The 16,678-nt window shown below is 60.6% G+C and carries 12 protein-coding genes and 1 pseudogene; 10 read left to right on the top strand and 3 right to left on the bottom strand.

Features of this window, described 5'->3' with window-relative positions:
• Positions 1 to 17: 17 nt before the first annotated feature.
• The 3 genes from tssC to tssH are packed head-to-tail and all read right to left on the bottom strand — an operon-like array spanning position 18 to position 4,835.
• Positions 18 to 1,511 (bottom strand): type VI secretion system contractile sheath large subunit, encoded by a 1,494-nt coding sequence (gene tssC / locus FAZ95_RS36180; protein WP_137337147.1) that lies wholly within the window; start codon positions 1,509 to 1,511, stop codon positions 18 to 20.
• A 27-nt stretch (positions 1,512 to 1,538) separates the two neighbouring features.
• Positions 1,539 to 2,075: a type VI secretion system contractile sheath small subunit gene (tssB, locus tag FAZ95_RS36175; RefSeq protein ID WP_137337146.1), complete on the bottom strand. Its 537-nt coding sequence runs from the start codon at positions 2,073 to 2,075 to the stop codon at positions 1,539 to 1,541.
• Positions 2,076 to 2,114: 39 nt separating this feature from the next.
• Positions 2,115 to 4,835 (bottom strand): type VI secretion system ATPase TssH, encoded by a 2,721-nt coding sequence (gene tssH, locus FAZ95_RS36170; RefSeq protein WP_137337145.1) that lies wholly within the window; start codon positions 4,833 to 4,835, stop codon positions 2,115 to 2,117.
• 651 nt (positions 4,836 to 5,486) lie between these two features.
• Between tssH and FAZ95_RS36165 the strand changes: the two genes are divergently transcribed.
• The 10 genes and pseudogenes from FAZ95_RS36165 to FAZ95_RS36120 all read left to right on the top strand — a co-directional run bounded on the left by FAZ95_RS36165 (position 5,487) and on the right by FAZ95_RS36120 (position 16,675).
• Entirely contained in the window at positions 5,487 to 6,170 is a 684-nt protein-coding gene (locus FAZ95_RS36165) for a TagK domain-containing protein (RefSeq protein WP_137337144.1), read from the top strand.
• Positions 6,167 to 7,024 carry a type VI secretion system accessory protein TagJ gene (locus FAZ95_RS36160; protein ID WP_137337143.1) on the top strand — a complete coding sequence of 286 codons (858 nt, stop codon included), beginning with the start codon at positions 6,167 to 6,169 and terminating at the stop codon, positions 7,022 to 7,024. Before FAZ95_RS36165 ends, FAZ95_RS36160 begins: the two co-directional genes overlap by 4 nt.
• Positions 7,011 to 7,562 (top strand): type VI secretion system baseplate subunit TssE, encoded by a 552-nt coding sequence (tssE, locus tag FAZ95_RS36155; protein WP_137337142.1) that lies wholly within the window; start codon positions 7,011 to 7,013, stop codon positions 7,560 to 7,562. The genes FAZ95_RS36160 and tssE overlap by 14 nt, the downstream gene beginning before the upstream one ends.
• A gap of 25 nt (positions 7,563 to 7,587) precedes the next feature.
• Positions 7,588 to 9,462, top strand: a pseudogene (gene tssF / locus FAZ95_RS36150) (type VI secretion system baseplate subunit TssF); the annotation flags it as partial.
• Positions 9,463 to 9,530: 68 nt separating this feature from the next.
• Entirely contained in the window at positions 9,531 to 10,619 is a 1,089-nt protein-coding gene (locus tag FAZ95_RS36145) for a type VI secretion system protein TssA (RefSeq protein ID WP_254700154.1), read from the top strand.
• Position 10,620: 1 nt separating this feature from the next.
• Positions 10,621 to 12,492 carry a type VI secretion system baseplate subunit TssF gene (tssF, locus tag FAZ95_RS36140; RefSeq protein ID WP_137337140.1) on the top strand — a complete coding sequence of 624 codons (1,872 nt, stop codon included), beginning with the start codon at positions 10,621 to 10,623 and terminating at the stop codon, positions 12,490 to 12,492.
• Positions 12,492 to 13,556 carry a type VI secretion system baseplate subunit TssG gene (gene tssG / locus FAZ95_RS36135; protein WP_137337139.1) on the top strand — a complete coding sequence of 355 codons (1,065 nt, stop codon included), beginning with the start codon at positions 12,492 to 12,494 and terminating at the stop codon, positions 13,554 to 13,556. The genes tssF (FAZ95_RS36140) and tssG overlap by 1 nt, the downstream gene beginning before the upstream one ends.
• A gap of 22 nt (positions 13,557 to 13,578) precedes the next feature.
• Positions 13,579 to 14,124 carry a lysozyme gene (locus tag FAZ95_RS36130; RefSeq protein ID WP_254700147.1) on the top strand — a complete coding sequence of 182 codons (546 nt, stop codon included), beginning with the start codon at positions 13,579 to 13,581 and terminating at the stop codon, positions 14,122 to 14,124.
• Positions 14,121 to 14,573 carry a hypothetical protein gene (locus FAZ95_RS36125; protein ID WP_137337138.1) on the top strand — a complete coding sequence of 151 codons (453 nt, stop codon included), beginning with the start codon at positions 14,121 to 14,123 and terminating at the stop codon, positions 14,571 to 14,573. The genes FAZ95_RS36130 and FAZ95_RS36125 overlap by 4 nt, the downstream gene beginning before the upstream one ends.
• A 74-nt stretch (positions 14,574 to 14,647) precedes the next feature.
• The gene (locus tag FAZ95_RS36120) at positions 14,648 to 16,675 is read left to right on the top strand and encodes a type VI secretion system Vgr family protein (RefSeq protein WP_137337137.1); all 2,028 of its coding nucleotides are present in this window, start codon (positions 14,648 to 14,650) and stop codon (positions 16,673 to 16,675) included.
• Positions 16,676 to 16,678 lie beyond the last annotated feature (3 nt).

Here is a 16,678-nt window from a genome sequence, read left to right as displayed (position 1 = left end):
ATCGCCGGGGTCGGTGCTCAGGCGGCTTCCTTGATCGATGGCAGCTTCGCGACCAGGCGCAACGAGACCGTGAGGCCCTCGAGCTGAAAATGCGGACGCAGGAAGAACTTCGCCTGGTAGTAGCCAGGGTTGCCTTCCGCGTCCTCGACGAGCACCTCGGCTGCGGCGAGCGGGCGACGGGCCTTGGTTTCCTGCGACGAGTTGGCCGGGTCGGCGTCGACGTAATTCATGATCCATTCGTTCAGCCAGCGCTGCATGTCCTCACGCTCACGGAACGTACCGATCTTGTCGCGCACGATGCACTTCAGGTAATGCGCAAAGCGCGAGCAGGCGAACAGGTACGGCAGGCGCGCCGACAGGTTGGCGTTGGCCGTCGCGTCAGCATCGTAGTACTCGGCCGGCTTCTGCAGCGACTGCGCACCGATGAACGTCGCATGGTCCGTGTTCTTGCGGTGAATGAGCGGAATGAATCCGTTCTTCGAGAGTTCCGCTTCACGGCGGTCCGAGATGGCGATTTCGGTCGGACACTTCATGTCGACTCCGCCATCGTCCGTCGGGAACGTGTGGCAGGGCAGGTTTTCGACCGTGCCACCCGATTCGACGCCGCGGATCAGCGAGCACCAGCCGTACAGCTTGAACGAACGGTTGATGTTTACGCCCATCGCGTAGGCCGCGTTCGCCCACGCGTAACGGCGGTGATCGGAACCATTCGTGTCTTCCTCGAAGTCGAATTCGTCGACGGGGTTCGTTCTCGCGCCATACGGCAGACGCGCGAGGAACCGCGGCATCGCAAGACCGACATAGCGTGCATCCTCGGTGTTGCGCAGCGAATTCCACGGGGCATATTCGAGGTTCTGCGTGAAGATCTTCGTGAGATCGCGCGGATTGGCCAGTTCCTGCCACGATTCCATCTGCAGTACGGCCGGCGATGCACCCGAGATGAACGGCGTGTGGGCAGCGGCAGAAATCTTGGCGATCGAGCTGAGCAGGTCGACGTCGGGGGGCGTATGGTCGAAGTAGTAATCCGCAACCAGGCAGCCGTACGGTTCGCCGCCGAGCTGGCCGTACTCTTCTTCGTAGATCTGCTTGAAGAGCGGGCTCTGATCCCACGCGAGACCCTTGTAGCGCTTCATCGTGCGGCGTAGATCATCCTTCGAAATGTCCATGAAGCGGATTTTCAGGCGCTCATCCGTCTCCGTGTTGGAGACGAGGTGGTGCACGCCACGCCAGGCCGACTCAAGTTTCTGGTAGTCGTCGTAGTGCAGGATCAGGTTGATCTGCTCGGAGAGCTTGTGATCGATCTGCGCGATAATGGCCGCGATGCTCTTGTATGCGTCATCGCTAATGGTGGCCGACTGACTGAGTGCCTGCTCGGCGAGCGTCTGGACGGCGAGTTCCACGGCTTCGCGCGCCTGCTCGGTCTTCGGGCGGAATTCCTGGTTGAGCAGCTGCGTGAAGTCCGATCCGGTCTGGAGGCCGACGCTTGCGGCCTGTGCTTGCTGTTTTGCCATGACTTGTCTCTGAGGGTATCCTGTCGATCAGTTCGCGGCGCCTGCTTCGGCGGTGTCTTCAGCAATCTGCGGCTTCGGTGCCGCGGCGAGCGACTTCAGGAGCGCGGGGTCCTGGAGCAGCTGGTTCACGAGCGATTCTGCACCCGACTTGCCATCCATATACGTCTGCAGGTTCGCGAGCTGCGTGCGTGCATCGAGCAGTTGCCGCAGCGGTTCGACCTTGCGTGCAATGGCCGCGGGCGAGAAGTCCTCGATGCTCTCGAAAGTCATGTCGACCATCATCTGGCCTTCACCCGTGAGCGTGTTCGGGACGGCAAATGCCACGCGCGGCCGGATGGCCTTCATGCGCTCATCGAAATTGTCGATATCAATGTCGAGGAACTGGCGATCTGCCACTGCGGGCAGAGGTTCGACCGGCTTGCCCGACAGATCCGCGAGCACACCCATCACAAACGGGAGCTCGACCTTCTTTTCGGAGCCGTAGACTTCGACGTCGTACTCGATCTGCACACGCGGTGCACGGTTGCGTGCGATGAACTTCTGCGAACTGCTGGAAGCGGACATGCGGAAACTCCTGTGAGCGGTGGTAAGGGGTCGGCAGCGTCAGCGGGCCTGTCCGACCGTAAGAAGTGCTTCGGTGTCGGCTTTAGTGCCATCGGTCTGGCTGGACTGCTCCCCCGCCGTGAACCTGAACAACAGCGCGATGGCCGGTGGCGCATCACCATCGCCCAGGACAATCTCCATGCGCGACAGGGTCTGCTTCGACGAAAATGCATCGAGCCACAGGGCCGACAGGCGAGGCAGGACATGCTGCTCGATGAAGCCGATCAGCACGCGGGCTCCCGTTTCCTGCACGAGGCATCGCCCGACGATGTAATCGACGACAGCTTCGACATAGGTCAGTGCGATCCCGTGCGTTTCAGCCATGCGGTGCACGACGCGATCCAGATGCAGACGGACGATGCGTGCCAGTGACATGCTGGCGAGCGGCCGGTACGGCACAACGGTGACGCGGCCAAGAAACGCTGCCGGAAACACCTTGAGCAACTCAGGCGTGAGTGCATCGTGCAGTCCCTGCGCGTCCGGCGCGAGCGCCGGGTCGGCACACAGGCTGGCAGTCAGCTCGAAGCCCACGTTGCTTGTGAGCAGGATTGTGGTATTGCGAAAGTCGATATGCCGACCGTCACCGTCTTCCATGTAGCCCTTGTCGAAAACCTGGAAGAACATCTCGTGGATGTCGCGATGCGCCTTTTCGATCTCGTCGAGGAGTACCACCGAATAGGGGCGGCGGCGCACGGCCTCGGTCAGCACGCCGCCCTCGCCGTAACCCACATAGCCCGGTGGCGCACCCTTGAGGCCAGAGACGGTGTGGGCCTCCTGATACTCGCTCATGTTGATGGTGATCAGGTTCTGTTCACCGCCATACAGCGCTTCGGCAAGGGCCAGCGCAGTCTCGGTCTTGCCGACGCCGGAGGGGCCCGCAAGCAGGAACACGCCCAGTGGCTTCTTCGGGTCCGTGAGACCGGCACGTGCCGTCTGCACGCGCTCGCCGATCTGGTGCAGCGCATCGGGCTGGCCAATGACCCGCGCCTCGAGCGTTGCGGGTAGCGTGCGAACAGCTGCGACTTCATCAGTCACCATGCGTCCCACCGGAATGCCGGTCCAGTCCGACACGATCTCCGCCACAATGGCTTCGTCGACCTCGGGAAACACGTAGGGGGTATCACCCCGCAGCGCTGAGAGGCGCGCCTCAAGCGCGCGCAATGAGCCAGCTGACTGCTGATCGCCGGACATGGCCGCTTCACGCGCACTGGCCAGCATCTGCATGGCGTCGAACTGGAAACGCCATTGACCTTCGACGGCAGTCAAGTCGCGGGTAAGTGTATCGATGCGCCGGTTCGCCAGGGAGATGGCCTGTCCGGCGTCCAGACCGATGAGCGCTTCCTGCTGGAGCAGGTCGCGCTCGACACCGGCGGCGCGCAGACGCCCGGAAAGATCCTGCAGTTCACGCGGCGGCGAGTGCTGCGAGAGCGCCACACGCGCACAGGCCGTGTCGAGCAGGCTGATTGCCTTGTCAGGCAGCTGTCGCGAGGGAATGTAGCGATGGGAAAGGGTCACCGCGGCGCGGATGGCCTCGTCGAGCACGATGACACCGTGATGTCGCGCGAACGTTTGCGCGAGGCCCCGCACCATGTCAATTGCCGCCAGTTCTTCCGGCTCCGGTACCTGCAGCACCTGGAAGCGGCGCGTCAACGCCGGATCCTTCTCGATGTGCCGCTTGTACTCGGCCCACGTCGTCGCGCCAATGGTGCGGATCGTGCCACGGGCAAGCGCCGGCTTAAGCAGGTTGGCTGCATCGCCAGTTCCTGACTGCCCACCTGCGCCGATCAACGTATGGATTTCGTCAACGAAAAGGATGACCGGGACCGGCGATTTTGCAGCAGCTTCCAGCACACCCTTCAGGCGTGCCTCGAACTCGCCCTTCATGCTCGCACCAGCAAGGAGGGCACCGACATCGAGACCAAGCAGCCGCACGCTGGCTAGTTTGGGCGGCACTTCGCCGTTGGCGATTGCAAGTGCAAGCCCTTCAACAATGGCCGTCTTGCCAACGCCGGCGTCACCCGTGAGCAGTGGATTGTTTTGCCGGCGGCGCAGAAGCACGTCGATCATTGTCCGGATTTCGAGCTCGCGCCCCACCACGGGATCGATTTCACCCGCATGTGCACGTGCAGTCAGGTCCGTGCAGAATTGTTCCAGCGTCGAGCCTTTCGATGCACCCGGAATGGCCTGGGACGCCTCACCCGGAAGGGTGGCGGAGTAGTCGCTATTGTCGTGCGGCGCTTCGCCCGCCTCGGGCGACCCGTCAATCCATGCCGGCAACGCGTCAGCCAGCCCCTCAACAGGGATCTTTGCAAAGACAGGTGAAATCGAGAGCAGAACACGCCGCAGTTCGGGCGTCGTCACAAGGGCCACCAGCAGCCACGCGCTGCGAATGCGCTGTTCCTTGATCACCAGCGTCGTGATGACCCAGGCCCGCTCGATCGCGGTATCGATGTGGTGCGAGAAATCGATGATGGAGCTTGCGCCTGCTGGCAGCACCGCAAGTGCGCGCGTCATGTCGCGATCCAGTGGGTCCCGCTCAATCCTGCAATGCCGCAGCACACGATGCACATCGGAATCGGGTTGCTGCAGGAGCTGGTGTAGCCAGTGCACCAGTTCGACGTACGGATTGCCCCTGAGTTTACAGTACGCCGTCGCTGACTCAGCACTCCTGAACAGTGTGGCGCCAAGCTTGCCGAACAGTGACTGACGGGAAATCGTCATGTGATTCTTCCGGGATTGTCGTTAGCGTAATGCAGATTGCCCGTATGGCTTTACCGCGCGCAAATCATCTTCGGTTGCCGTAAGGAAACTTGACGAAGCGCAGTCTTCAACTATTGCAGACAATTTATTGGTCGCACTTTAATTCCAGATGCCTGCGCTCGTCAACGGTATATCGGTGGAATTTGGTTATCCAGGAAATTCAGATAGCTCAAAATACCTCTTCCATTGTGGTGATATAGAGATATTCGCAATTTATGTCAATTTGTAAAATATGAACATTTGTCACGACGCTAGCAATGCTTGAGGGCATCGCATGAAGCGAGCATAAAGGTTCCAGCCGCGACAGAGAATTTACAACTATGAAGCAGTGGTCAAGGTTCGCTATTGGACGAGATTCAGGCATGCACGAGCGGCACCTTGGCGCGCTCAAATCATTATTTGGCAAGGGGCTCTGGCGATTTAACATTTCATGCGATGCGCCCGAGCAATACCTACTCAGTGCGTATTTTTTAACAGAATTAACAATTCATCAGAGATATCAACCGATATTGCCGCGACAAACGAAAGTCAATTTTATTAAATCGCAGTAGACGAACCGGAGTTGGCTGTGTTTAAAATGCGCATCTTCAAGCATATTCAGGCCACTGTCTCATGCACTTCTTCCGGCTGTTTCGCCGTCGTGAATCGCCCGCGACGCGCACCGAACCTCGGGCGCTCCCTGTTGAGGATGCCTTAAGGCAGACGGGGACAGGCATGCCGGAAGCGGAGCACGATATGGTGCTGTATGAGCAACATCAGTGCGCAGAGGACCTGCAGGGCGATAGATCAATCCTTGCTCTCATCGGATCACGTCCGGCGGTAAAGCAGGGTGGAGTGCGTCAGGCGCTGGAGCATGTGAACGACGGTGAGGATTTGATGTCCAGTTTACATAGACAGTACTGCCAGGCACTGGATAATCCCCTCGGGCCGATGGCGGGAGCTGGCTGGGAATCCCCGTCTGAGTCGTCTGGACGGTATGTGCGTGACAAGTCCGGCTTTCCTGCTGATTCGCATCGACCCGATGCCAATCAGGACTCCATCGAAACGCTGCTTTCGGGAGCGCAGTTGTTGGATCATGCCTTTGGTCCGCTCGGGGAGAGCGACCTCGGGAACCTGCTTGAATCAGAGCCGGTGCCGGAAATCCTTCGTCTCTTTGCTCCACCGGAATATCTGGCTTCAGCCTTCCGCTGGATGGCGTCAGTCCCGCCGACACTCGCGCGTCGCGAGCATCATTCACTCGGAATAGACAGTCCGCTACCCATGCCGGAAGTGACCTTGAACGGGAATTCGTCATGACGATGTCGCTTGATGCACGCCTGGATGACGTGGAGGGGCTGATCCGCAGGCAGCCGGCAGTTGCAGGTCACCGCTGGACCCTGTTCCAGCTGCTTTGCGTGACGGAGCAATGGGAACGGGCGATCCAGCAACTGCAGGTCTTCGCGCAACTGGACCCACAGCATGCACAGGCCGCACAGGCGTACCGCGACCTGATCCGTGCCGAACGGTGGCGCGCGAAGGTTCTGGGTGGACTTGCGCAACCTGGATTTATCGTCGAAGCACCCTCGTGGGTAGAGAAACTCGCTGAGGCGCTGCGCCTGACGGCGGCCGGCCAGACTGAGGCTGCCGACAGCACGCGCGAGGCGGCGCTCGATCAGGCGCCCCTGGTGGGAGGCCGTGGCACAACCCATTCGTTCGACTGGATTGCCGACAGCGATTCACGTCTGGGCCCCGTCTGCGAGATCATCACGGCAGGCCGTTACCGCTGGTTGCCTTTCTCTGACATTGTGGCCTGGGAAATCCGCCGGCCGGCGGCACTGGTTGATCTCGTATGGGCTTCGTGCTCCCTGACGCTTGTGGACGGCACGAAAGCCCATGGTTTTATGCCGGCACGTTTTCCCGTCATCGCGCATACGCTGCATAACAGTGCCATGCAGGATGCGCTGCGACTGGGTAATACGACGGTCTGGACGGATATTGGCCGTACCGGTGTGGTCGCACAGGGACGCAAGACGTGGGCGACCAGTGCGGGCGATGCTGGCCTGTTCGAACTGGATGTGTGCGCGTTTGCTCATGATGCAAATGCCACCCTGGCAGGCCGTGTTGCCGTGATTGCAACGGCGAGTAGAGGTGACCTCGATGGAACGGCGTAAGCGCGGAACCAACGTCACGCAGCCGCTTGCCGCTCCGCGGCGTGCGGATACCTTTTTGATGCCGACGCTGCTGGACCGGCTGCGTGATGACGCACCGCACCGGCAACATGAAGCGCCTGGTGAATACGCAGTCACACGGACACAGATGCGGGACATCATCCAGCGCGATCTCGCGTACCTGCTCAACACGCAGAACATCGAAGAGCAGATCGACCGTGAGCGCTACCCGCAGGCAGCGGCATCGACGGTGAACTTCGGCGTGCCACCGCTGGCCGGAACGTTCATGGCGACACGTCAGTGGGCGGACATCGAATCCAGCATCAAGCGCGCGGTTACGGATTTTGAGCCGCGTCTTGTGCCAGACAGTCTCAGTGTGTCGCCGTTACCAGATAAAGACGGCGAGGTCCAGTACAACGCCCTCGCGTTCGAGGTACGCGGCCTGATCAGCATGGACCCTTATCCCATGGAATTCCTGGTCCAGAGTTCGCTCGACCTAGAGACCAGTCAGCTCAACGTCAGAGGCGTTCGCGCCTTCTGAACCGAAACAGATACGGCGCAAGGCCATGGATCCACGACTGCTCGAATACTACAACCAGGAACTGATCTACATGCGCGAGCTCGCCAGCGAGTTCGGGCGGCAGCACCCCAAGATCGCGGCGCGGCTGGGAATTCAGGCGGGTGAGGTCGCGGACCCCTATGTCGAACGGCTGATCGAGTCGTTCTGCTTTATGGCGGCCCGTACCCAGATCAAGATCGACGCGGAGTTTCCGAAGTTCACCGAACGGCTGCTCGAGGTCATCTACCCGAATTACGTGGCGCCGACTCCCTCCATGTCGGTCGCCCGGATCTACCCCAATCCTGTCGATGGCAACCTGGCGAAGGGCTTTCTGGTTCCCCGTGCTACCACTTTCAAGGCGCGCACGCCACACGGCGAAAAAACCGCCTGCCGGTTTCGCAGCAGTCAGGATGTCGTTCTGTATCCGCTGACGATTTCCGACGCGAAACTCACGGCCGTTCCTTCAGACGTGATTGGACTCGACCGTTATGTGTCACATGAGAGACAGGTGCGGGGTGCGCTGCGCATCCGCCTGCGCACCACGAGCGGCTCGCCAGTCTCGGATCTGCAACGCCTTGACCGCCTGCCCATCTATCTTGGCGGAGACGAGCAGATTGCCTCTCATCTGTTTGAACTGCTGCACGTTGCCAGCATCGCATTGATCATTGGCGAACCGGGGCAGTTCAGTGTTCCTGCCAAGCCGCTTTCCGTTGTGACGTCCAACCCGGTCGTTCATGAGGGGATCGACATTGGTCAGGGGTTGCTGCCCCTGAGCTGGTCGAAGTTCCATGGTCACAATCTGCTGCATGAATATTTCGCCTGCCCGAGCCGCTTCTATTTCTTCACGCTGAACGGACTCCAGGAAGGGTTCAGTCGATTTGGCGGGCCCGAAGTCGAGGTGATTGTACTGCTGGATCAAACCACCGACCGGCTGACCGGTCTCGTGGATGCATCTAGCTTTGCACTTTTCTGCACGCCTGTTATCAACCTGTTCCCGAGGCGCACTGACCAGATTGAGATTTCGCGCGACAGGACTGAGACCCGGCTGGTGCCATCACGGCTGGAGCCGCTCGACTACGAAGTGTTCGCCATCGAGAAGGTTGTCGGGCAGAAAACTTCCACGTCTGACGAACTCGAATTCAGACCCCTGTTCCAGACGCTGAACAACGACGGGCGCAATTACGGCCGGTATTTCTCGACACGCCGCGAACAACGACTGATGTCCGACTCCGCGCGGCGTTACGGTACACGTACCCCGTACATCGGCACGGAGGTGTTCGTTTCCCTGGTTGACCAGAATGAGGCGCCCTATGCCGAAGAGCTCCACTACCTGACGGTCGATGCATGGATGACCAATCGCGATCTGCCATTGCTGGTGCCGCGCAACGGCGTGGACGACCTCGACGGTGTCGAGGGGGACGCCGTCGGGTCCATTGGTCTGATCCGTCCGCCCAGCCCGCCCAGGCCGCCCTACGTTGAACGTGAGACGGCCTGGCGTCTGGTCAGGCAACTGGATTTTAACTACCTGCCTTTGAGCGACATGGATCACCGCGAGGGCGGCCAGGGCTTGCGCGACCTGCTCCGGCTGTTCCTTGCGGACGACGACGGGGAGCGTCAGCGCCAGGTGCAGGCATTGATCGGTGTGAAGACGCAACCGGTCAGTGAAGTGCTTCCCGGTAACGGTCCCATTGTATTCGGGCGAGGCATCCAGTGTGTGCTGACCGTTGACGAAGCCGGGTTCTCGGGCACCAGTCCGTACCTCCTGGGCCTCGTTCTCGAGCATTACATGGCCCGGCATGTTCCCATCAATTCGTTCACCCGAATTGAGCTTCATTCGATGCAGCGGGGCATTGTTGCACGATGGGGTATGCGATTCGGATCGGAGCGCTATCTACCCCGGATAACGTACGACGTGGCCGCGCGCACTGCACAGACGGCAAAGGTTGAATCGTGAATGCCAACAGGAAAAATCCAAAGCAGAAGTCCGGCCATCCAGACGTCAAACACGACTGGATGACCCCGATCAAGGACAGTGCCCCATGTGGAGTGGACCTTGAATACGATCCCGAATTCGTGGTGTTGAGCGCGAGCGTTGCCGCAAAAGCTGAAGCGCAGTATGGCGATTTTGTCGGTACGCCGGAGCCGGTGAACTGGAGCGATGTGGATCGTGATTGCCGGCGCCTGATGATGCGTAGCAAGGACGTGCGTCTGGGAGTGCTCTTCTCACGGTGCCGTACGCGCTTGGCAGCTTCCGAAGGCCTTGCCGAAGGACTGACCCTGCTAGCAGGATGGCTGGCCAGATTTCCCGAAGGGGTTCACCCGCAACCCGGCGTCGACGAGGATCGCGATGCGGCACTCGAGATTCGCATGAACGCCCTGCAATCGTTGACCGATACCGACGGACTGCTGGCCGACGTACGCGAGATTGCACTTACCCGATCAACGGCGATCCGGCTGCAGGTGAGGGATGTCGAACGCGCATTTGCCCATCCCCGGCCGAGCGATGCTCTTGCGCCCGAATCGGTAACCCGGCAACTGGATGACCTGCGCACGCAGCAGCCCGCCGTCCTGGCGGGTTTCGACCGCGCACTGGAAAGTCTTGCGGCAATCGAAAGCTGGTGTCGCGAGCACCTGAGTCTTTACGCGCCGGATCTCACTGCCCTGAAGCGCCTTCTGCGACATGTGGCAGATCGATCAGGTGGTAGCCCGGGTCCGAAGATACAACCCGAGATTGCTGAAGGCCCGTCTGGTGTAACCGGGAAACAAGCAAGCGACGGTATTTCGCATGGGATCGCTGGTGAACCCGAAGGACTCGAGATGACTGCTCACGCAACGACTCGTGCCGGCGGCATCGCCTCCGATCGTGATGCGGCGCTTGAACTGGTCCGTGAAGCACGCCAATGGTTTGAGCAGCACGAACCCAGCAGCCCGATTCCCGTGTTACTCAAACGTGCCGAGCAGTTTGTCGGCAAGCGCTACTCCGACGCGGTGAAGGCAATCCCGGCCGAGCTTCTCGCGCAGTGGGAAAATGAGGTTTAGCATGGATCAGCAGTTGCTGGACGACTACAATCGCGAACGCCTTTACCTGACCGAACTCGCAATGGAGTTTGCCAGGCAGCACCCGAAGATCGGCCAGCGTCTGGGCATGCAGGCGGGAGAAGTTGCGGATCGATACGTCGAGCGTCTGCTGCAGTCGGCCAGCCTTGTGCTTGCACGTACACGGCAGCGCATCGATGCGGCGTTTCCGGAACTCACCCGTCGCCTGTTGGAAACCACGTACCCGAACTACGTGGCGCCTACGCCGTCGATGTCGGTGGCGCAATTCCATCCCACAGGCGAGCAGGGCGATCTCGTGGCAGGCTTCAGGGTGCCACGCGGTACCCGTCTTGTCAGCCCTGCCCCGGCGGACGAAGTCACCCCCTGCGAATTCTGCAGCACGCAGGATGTGATGCTCTATCCGCTCACGATTGGCGATGTGCGCAATACTGGCATCCCCCCCGATATTCCCGGCGTTGAGCGCCTCGTGCCCGCGCACGCTACGGTGAAAGGTGCGTTGCGTTTGCGCATGCGCACCACGGCCAATGTAGAGATTGCGGATCTGGCGGGCCTTGACCGTCTGACGGTTTATCTGACGGGCGACGAGGTGATTGCCTCCCGGATTTTTGAGCTCGTGCATGCAGGTACCGTGGCGACCGTCACCGGGCAGCCAGGACGGCTTGGCGATGCCGACAGGCCTTTCGAGGCTGTGTCCGTGAAACCGGTCCTTCACGAAGGAACTGGTCCGGACCAGACCATGTTGCCGCTTGTGTGGCCCAAATTCCTCGGCCACAATCTGCTGCACGAATTCGTGGCCTTTCCTGCGCGGTTTTATTTCTTTACGCTGACCGGCCTTCAGGCGGGGCTGCGCAAGGTAAAAGGCAACGAGGCCGAGATCGTGCTGCTGCTTGACCGCGCGCCAGATGACCTCGCGAATCTCATCGACCGGTCGCGGTTTGCCCTGTTCTGCACGCCGGTTGTCAATCTTTTTCCCCGACGCATCAACCGCATCGAACTGCCACAGGCCAGTAACGAATTCAGGCTCGTGCCGCGGGCGCAAACGCCTTTTGACTACGAGGTGTTCTCCATTGATACCCTGTCCGGGCAGGCCGGCAAGCGCTCACAGAAGCTGCGCTTCCTGCCGCGGCACCAGCCCCTCTACCACGATGAGGATGGCGCAACTCGCTACTTCTCCGTACAGCGCGTGCGGCAATTGCAATCCGCTGCGCACCGGCGCTACGGCACGCGCACATCCTACACTGGCACCGATATGCACGTCACGCTGCTCGACGGACAGGGGAACCTCTATCCGCAGGGGATGCGCTACCTTGACGTGCAGGTCTGGCTCACCAACCGCGAACTGCCGGGCATGATCAAGCGTAATGGGGTGGACGATCTCACACCGCAGATGTCGATTCCCTCGGCCTCAATCGGGCTGATCCGCGAGCCGAGTGCGCCGCGCCCGCCCTACGCAGAAGGCCGAAAAGCGTGGGAACTGATCCGCCAACTGAACTTCAACTATCTGGTACTCGAGAACGGCGGCAAGGCACTGTGCGATATGCTGCGCCTGTTTCTCATGCCCGCGGACGTGGAGTTGCGCCGGCAAATCGACAGCCTCGTGAACGTGAAGTCCGAAGGCGTGACGCGCAAGCTGCCGGGCAATGGGGAGATTGTGTTTGGGCGCGGCATCGATTGTGAGCTGACTGTCGACGAGACCGGTTTCAACGGCGCAAGTCCATATCTGTTTGGTCTCATTCTCGAGCATTACGTGGCGCGCAGCGAATCGGCCCATTCGTTTACGCAGACGCGGATGAACTCGCTGCAGCGCGGCCCCATCATGCGCTGGCCGGTACGCATGGGTACGAGGGGCGGCTGATGGAGCGTACACCATTGCCTTCGAGGACCCGCGTCGCGCTGTCTGACGGGATGCTCGAGCAGTTGCAGCACGAGCCATGGCTGTTCGGGTGGCTCGCGATCATTCGCCGCATTGGCGCCGATCCGGCCATTGATCCGGTTGGCACGGCGCTGCGCCCGGGTGCCGAACCGTTTCGCCTTGGTCAGCAGCCGAGCCTGAGTTTCGCGCCGCGGGAAATCGCTATGGCACGTCAACATGACGGACGTCTGGACATGCGCCTGTTCAGCCTCGGCATGCTCGGGCCCAATGGTCCGCTGCCGATCCATGTCACGGAGATTGCGCGTGAGCGTGAGGAACACCGCCACGACAGCACACTGACTGACTTCTTCAATGTTTTCCACCACCGCTTCCTGACACAGTTTTACCTTGCGTGGGCTTCCACGCAATCCACGGCAGGTCTGGACCGGCCTGGCCCGAAGACCGAAGCATTCTCGTTCTACGTGGGCTGTCTGGCCGGAAAGGACCCGGCGCTGCTCGAAAGCGTGACCGTACCTGTTCACGCCCAACTGGCCGCGGCGCCGCACACTGTGAGGGAGAACTGCGATGCCGATGGTCTGCGCCAGACGCTGGAGATGTTCTTCAAGGTGCCGGTTGCAATCGAACCGTTTGTCTTTTACTGGATGGAGCTGCCCGGTGAGCAGATCAGCCGGCTGGCCGAGCCGGGCGAAACCTCAACGCTTGGCGGCATGGTGCTGGGTGAAGTCATCCCTGACCGGCAGCACCGGTTCCGGATTGTGATTGGACCGGTTGATCTCGCACAGTATCTGCGCTTCACACCGCAGGGCGAGGATCTACCCCTTCTGGTCGATCTGGTGCGCATGTTTATGGGAAAGAAGCTGCACTGGCAACTGGAGCTGAAGCTTAAGACGTCCAGTGCGTCACCTGCTACGGTCGGCGGCGAGCGGCAACTGGGCTGGTCGACATGGCTTGGTCAGGACGCGACAGCACAGGAGTCGATCGCAGGCATGTGCTTCGAGCCGGAACGTGACATGCCCCTGCTTGCCCGCAAACCCGACATGACTTGAGGCTGAAGGAGAAGACGTAACGATGCCAGATACGACCACGAACGCTTCGGCAAACTCCAATGCGGGTCTTTCCCTGTCCACTGAAGGCCAGCGTGCCCTACAGCACAACGAGGGGCTGCGGCGCGTCTACTACAACGACAGTGCCAACAACTGTACGTTCGGGATTGGGACGCTCGCTCACATGGGGCCATGCACGGCGCGTGAACTTGGCCAGCCGGTCCCGGATCCGGTCATCCAGGCACGGCTTGGTGCAGGCGTGCGGCGCGCCGAGCAGATTGTGCGCGATGCCGTACCGGATCACACGCTCACGCAGGCGCAGTTCGACGCAGCTGTGAGCTTCGCCTACAACATGCCCGGAGGCGCGCGCGCGGCGCTGAACCCGGCCAACCGGGGTGACATGGTGGCGGTCGCACGCAATATCAATGCCTACGTGTACGTGCATGCACATGATGCACGCGGACATCCCGTTGGCCCCCCGCGACGCAGCGATGGGCTCGTGGACCGGCGGCGCAGGGAGGCCGCACCGTTTCTGGTGCCGCCGCAGCCTGCGTTGGGAGCGGCGCCATGAGGGTGCACGCGATCATGCACTGTGTCGTGGCGGCGTTGCTGGCGGCCGTGGCCTGCGCGTGCCTTGCTGCGCGTCTGGATGGCGCATTCCGTTTTTTTGAGGGTACTTGGCGAGTAGCCAGAATTGTGGGCTACGGCGAAGTTTCCGTCAGTCCCGAAGCAGCGCACTCCCTCATCGGACAGACCGTCACGATTGGTCCAGCGCAGGTGCATATCGGCGCCGACGAATGCGTACCGGACGCGATACATGCAGGCATGCGCGCGACTGCCCCCATTCTGCTCGACCAGTATCACGCGGGGCCGATCGACGCCGGCGTCGCTGCCCGCACCCTGGTGCTGGACGCGGGGCGGTGCGGCCATGTATTTCGTGTCGGCGCGGACATCGTGGTGTACGAGGGCGGTGCGTTTTATCGCGCGGTCCGTGTCGCGCACGCACACGAAAAGCAGTAGCACGGGACAGGAAGCAATGGGATTCACGGCGACGCTGAACGCGAAACCGCACTATCACGGAGGATGGGCAAGTCATGCTTGATTTCGCAAAACCCCGCACGCTGACGATGAGCGGCCCCGCGCTGCCGGACGGGCCGGACGGTGAACCCATGCTTGAACTCAAGGGGATCATCGGGGAAGAAGCGCTCTCGGAGATGTACGCCTACACACTCGACTGCCTGACGGCGCCTGGGTTGCCGCCCGATGTAGCAAGCAACATCGATCTGAAGTCGATGATTGGGCAGGAACTCACGGTGACAATCCAGCTCGAGGGCATGGGCACGTTCATAGCCGGACTTGCAGGCGCCGCAGGAGCAGCCAACATCGGCGCTGGTACGCGGGAGATCAGCGGAATCATTGCCCACGCCCGTTACGTTGACCAGTCTAACCGGCAAAGTCGCTATGAGCTGATATTGAAACCCTGGCTTTGGCTGACAGATCAGCAGTCTGATTTCCGCATTTTCCAGAGAAAATCGGTTGTCGACATTGTCGAGCAGGTGTTTGATAAGTACACCTACTCGTACGACCTGCGCCTGGGCGACAAGTATGTTCCGCTCGATTACCAGGTCCAGTATGGCGAGACGGATTATTTCTTTGTTCAGCGCATGCTGGCTGAAGCCGGCATTTACTGGTTCTTCGAACACGGTAACAGCTTTCATCGCATGGTGCTGGTCGACCATCTCGGCTCGCACAAGCCGGTGGAGAGTGAGGCCTACCACACGCTGTGGTATTACCCGCCGGGGCACCGCATCGATACTGAGTATATCGATCACTTTGATCTCACTGGCAGCCTGGAGTCGGGACGCTGGGCGACGAATGATTACGACTTCAAGAAGCCAGGTGCCACGCTCCTGGCCCAGAATGAGCTGATCCAGGACACGGCGCACAATGAGTTTGAGCGCTACGAATGGCCTGGCGACTATACGGAACCCGACAGGGGCGAGGATATTGCCCGCTTGCGCATGGAGGAAGTCCGGGCGCACGGCGAACGCGCACAGGGCAGCGGCGCGCTGCGCGACGTGGTGTGCGGGACGACCTTCAATCTCGAGGGCTACCCGTACAAGGCAGCCAATCAGGAGTACCTGGTGATCAGCGCATCGCTGCATGCAACGGAATTGGTGCAGGCCAGCGGCGGCGATGATTACCACTTCCAGAGTTCGTTCGTCGTGCAGCCGGCAACAACGATATACCGGCCGCCGCGCGGACCGTACCCAAAGCCGCGTACCAGTGGCCCGCAGACAGCGATTGTGACCGGCCCGAAGGGAAGTGAAATCTGGACCGACAAATACGGCCGCGTCAAGCTGAAATTCCACTGGGATCGCTTGGGCGTCAATGACCAGAATTCATCGTGCTGGATACGTGTGTCGTATCCATGGGCGGGCAGCAGTTTTGGTGGCGTCAATGTGCCCCGCGTGGGCACGGAGGTGATCGTGGATTTTGAGAATGGAGATCCCGATCGGCCGATTGTGGTGGGACGTCTCTATAACGCGGCTTCGATGCCACCATGGGAACTGCCGGGAAACGCAACGCAGAGCGGGATCCTGTCGCGCTCGATGAAGGGCGGATACGGTAACGCAAATGCGATCCGCTTCGAAGACAAGCAGGGCGCAGAAGAGTTGTGGCTGCAGGCCGAGAAGGACATGCGCACGGAGGTCGAGGATAGCGAACTTCACACGGTCGGCAATAACCGGGTGAAGTCAGTCGGTCAGAGCGAAGTCGCCACGGTAGGCAATGTTCGCGATCACTCGGTCAAATCTGACGACGTGGTGCTTGTCGGTGCAGACCGTGTCATTCAGGTGCTCAACAACCTGCTTTGTGCGGCAGGCGACAGCATCACGCTCTCGTGCGGCAACAGCATCATTGAGCTCAAGAGCAACGGCGAAATCAACATGACGTGCACGAACTTCAATATCACGGCGACGCAGAGTGGGGCGATCAATTCGCAGCAGGGAACGCTGGATCTGAACATGGGGAGCAAGGATTCGAAAGTGGATCCGCATGGTCCGACGGAGAAGGATGCCATCAAGACGGCGGTTGACAAGGTTTTTCCGCCCCAAAAATAACCT

Source organism: Trinickia violacea (assembly GCF_005280735.1).
GTDB classification, from domain to species: Bacteria; Pseudomonadota; Gammaproteobacteria; order Burkholderiales; family Burkholderiaceae; genus Trinickia_A; species Trinickia_A violacea.
This window is presented reverse-complemented; position numbering and strand designations above follow the sequence as displayed.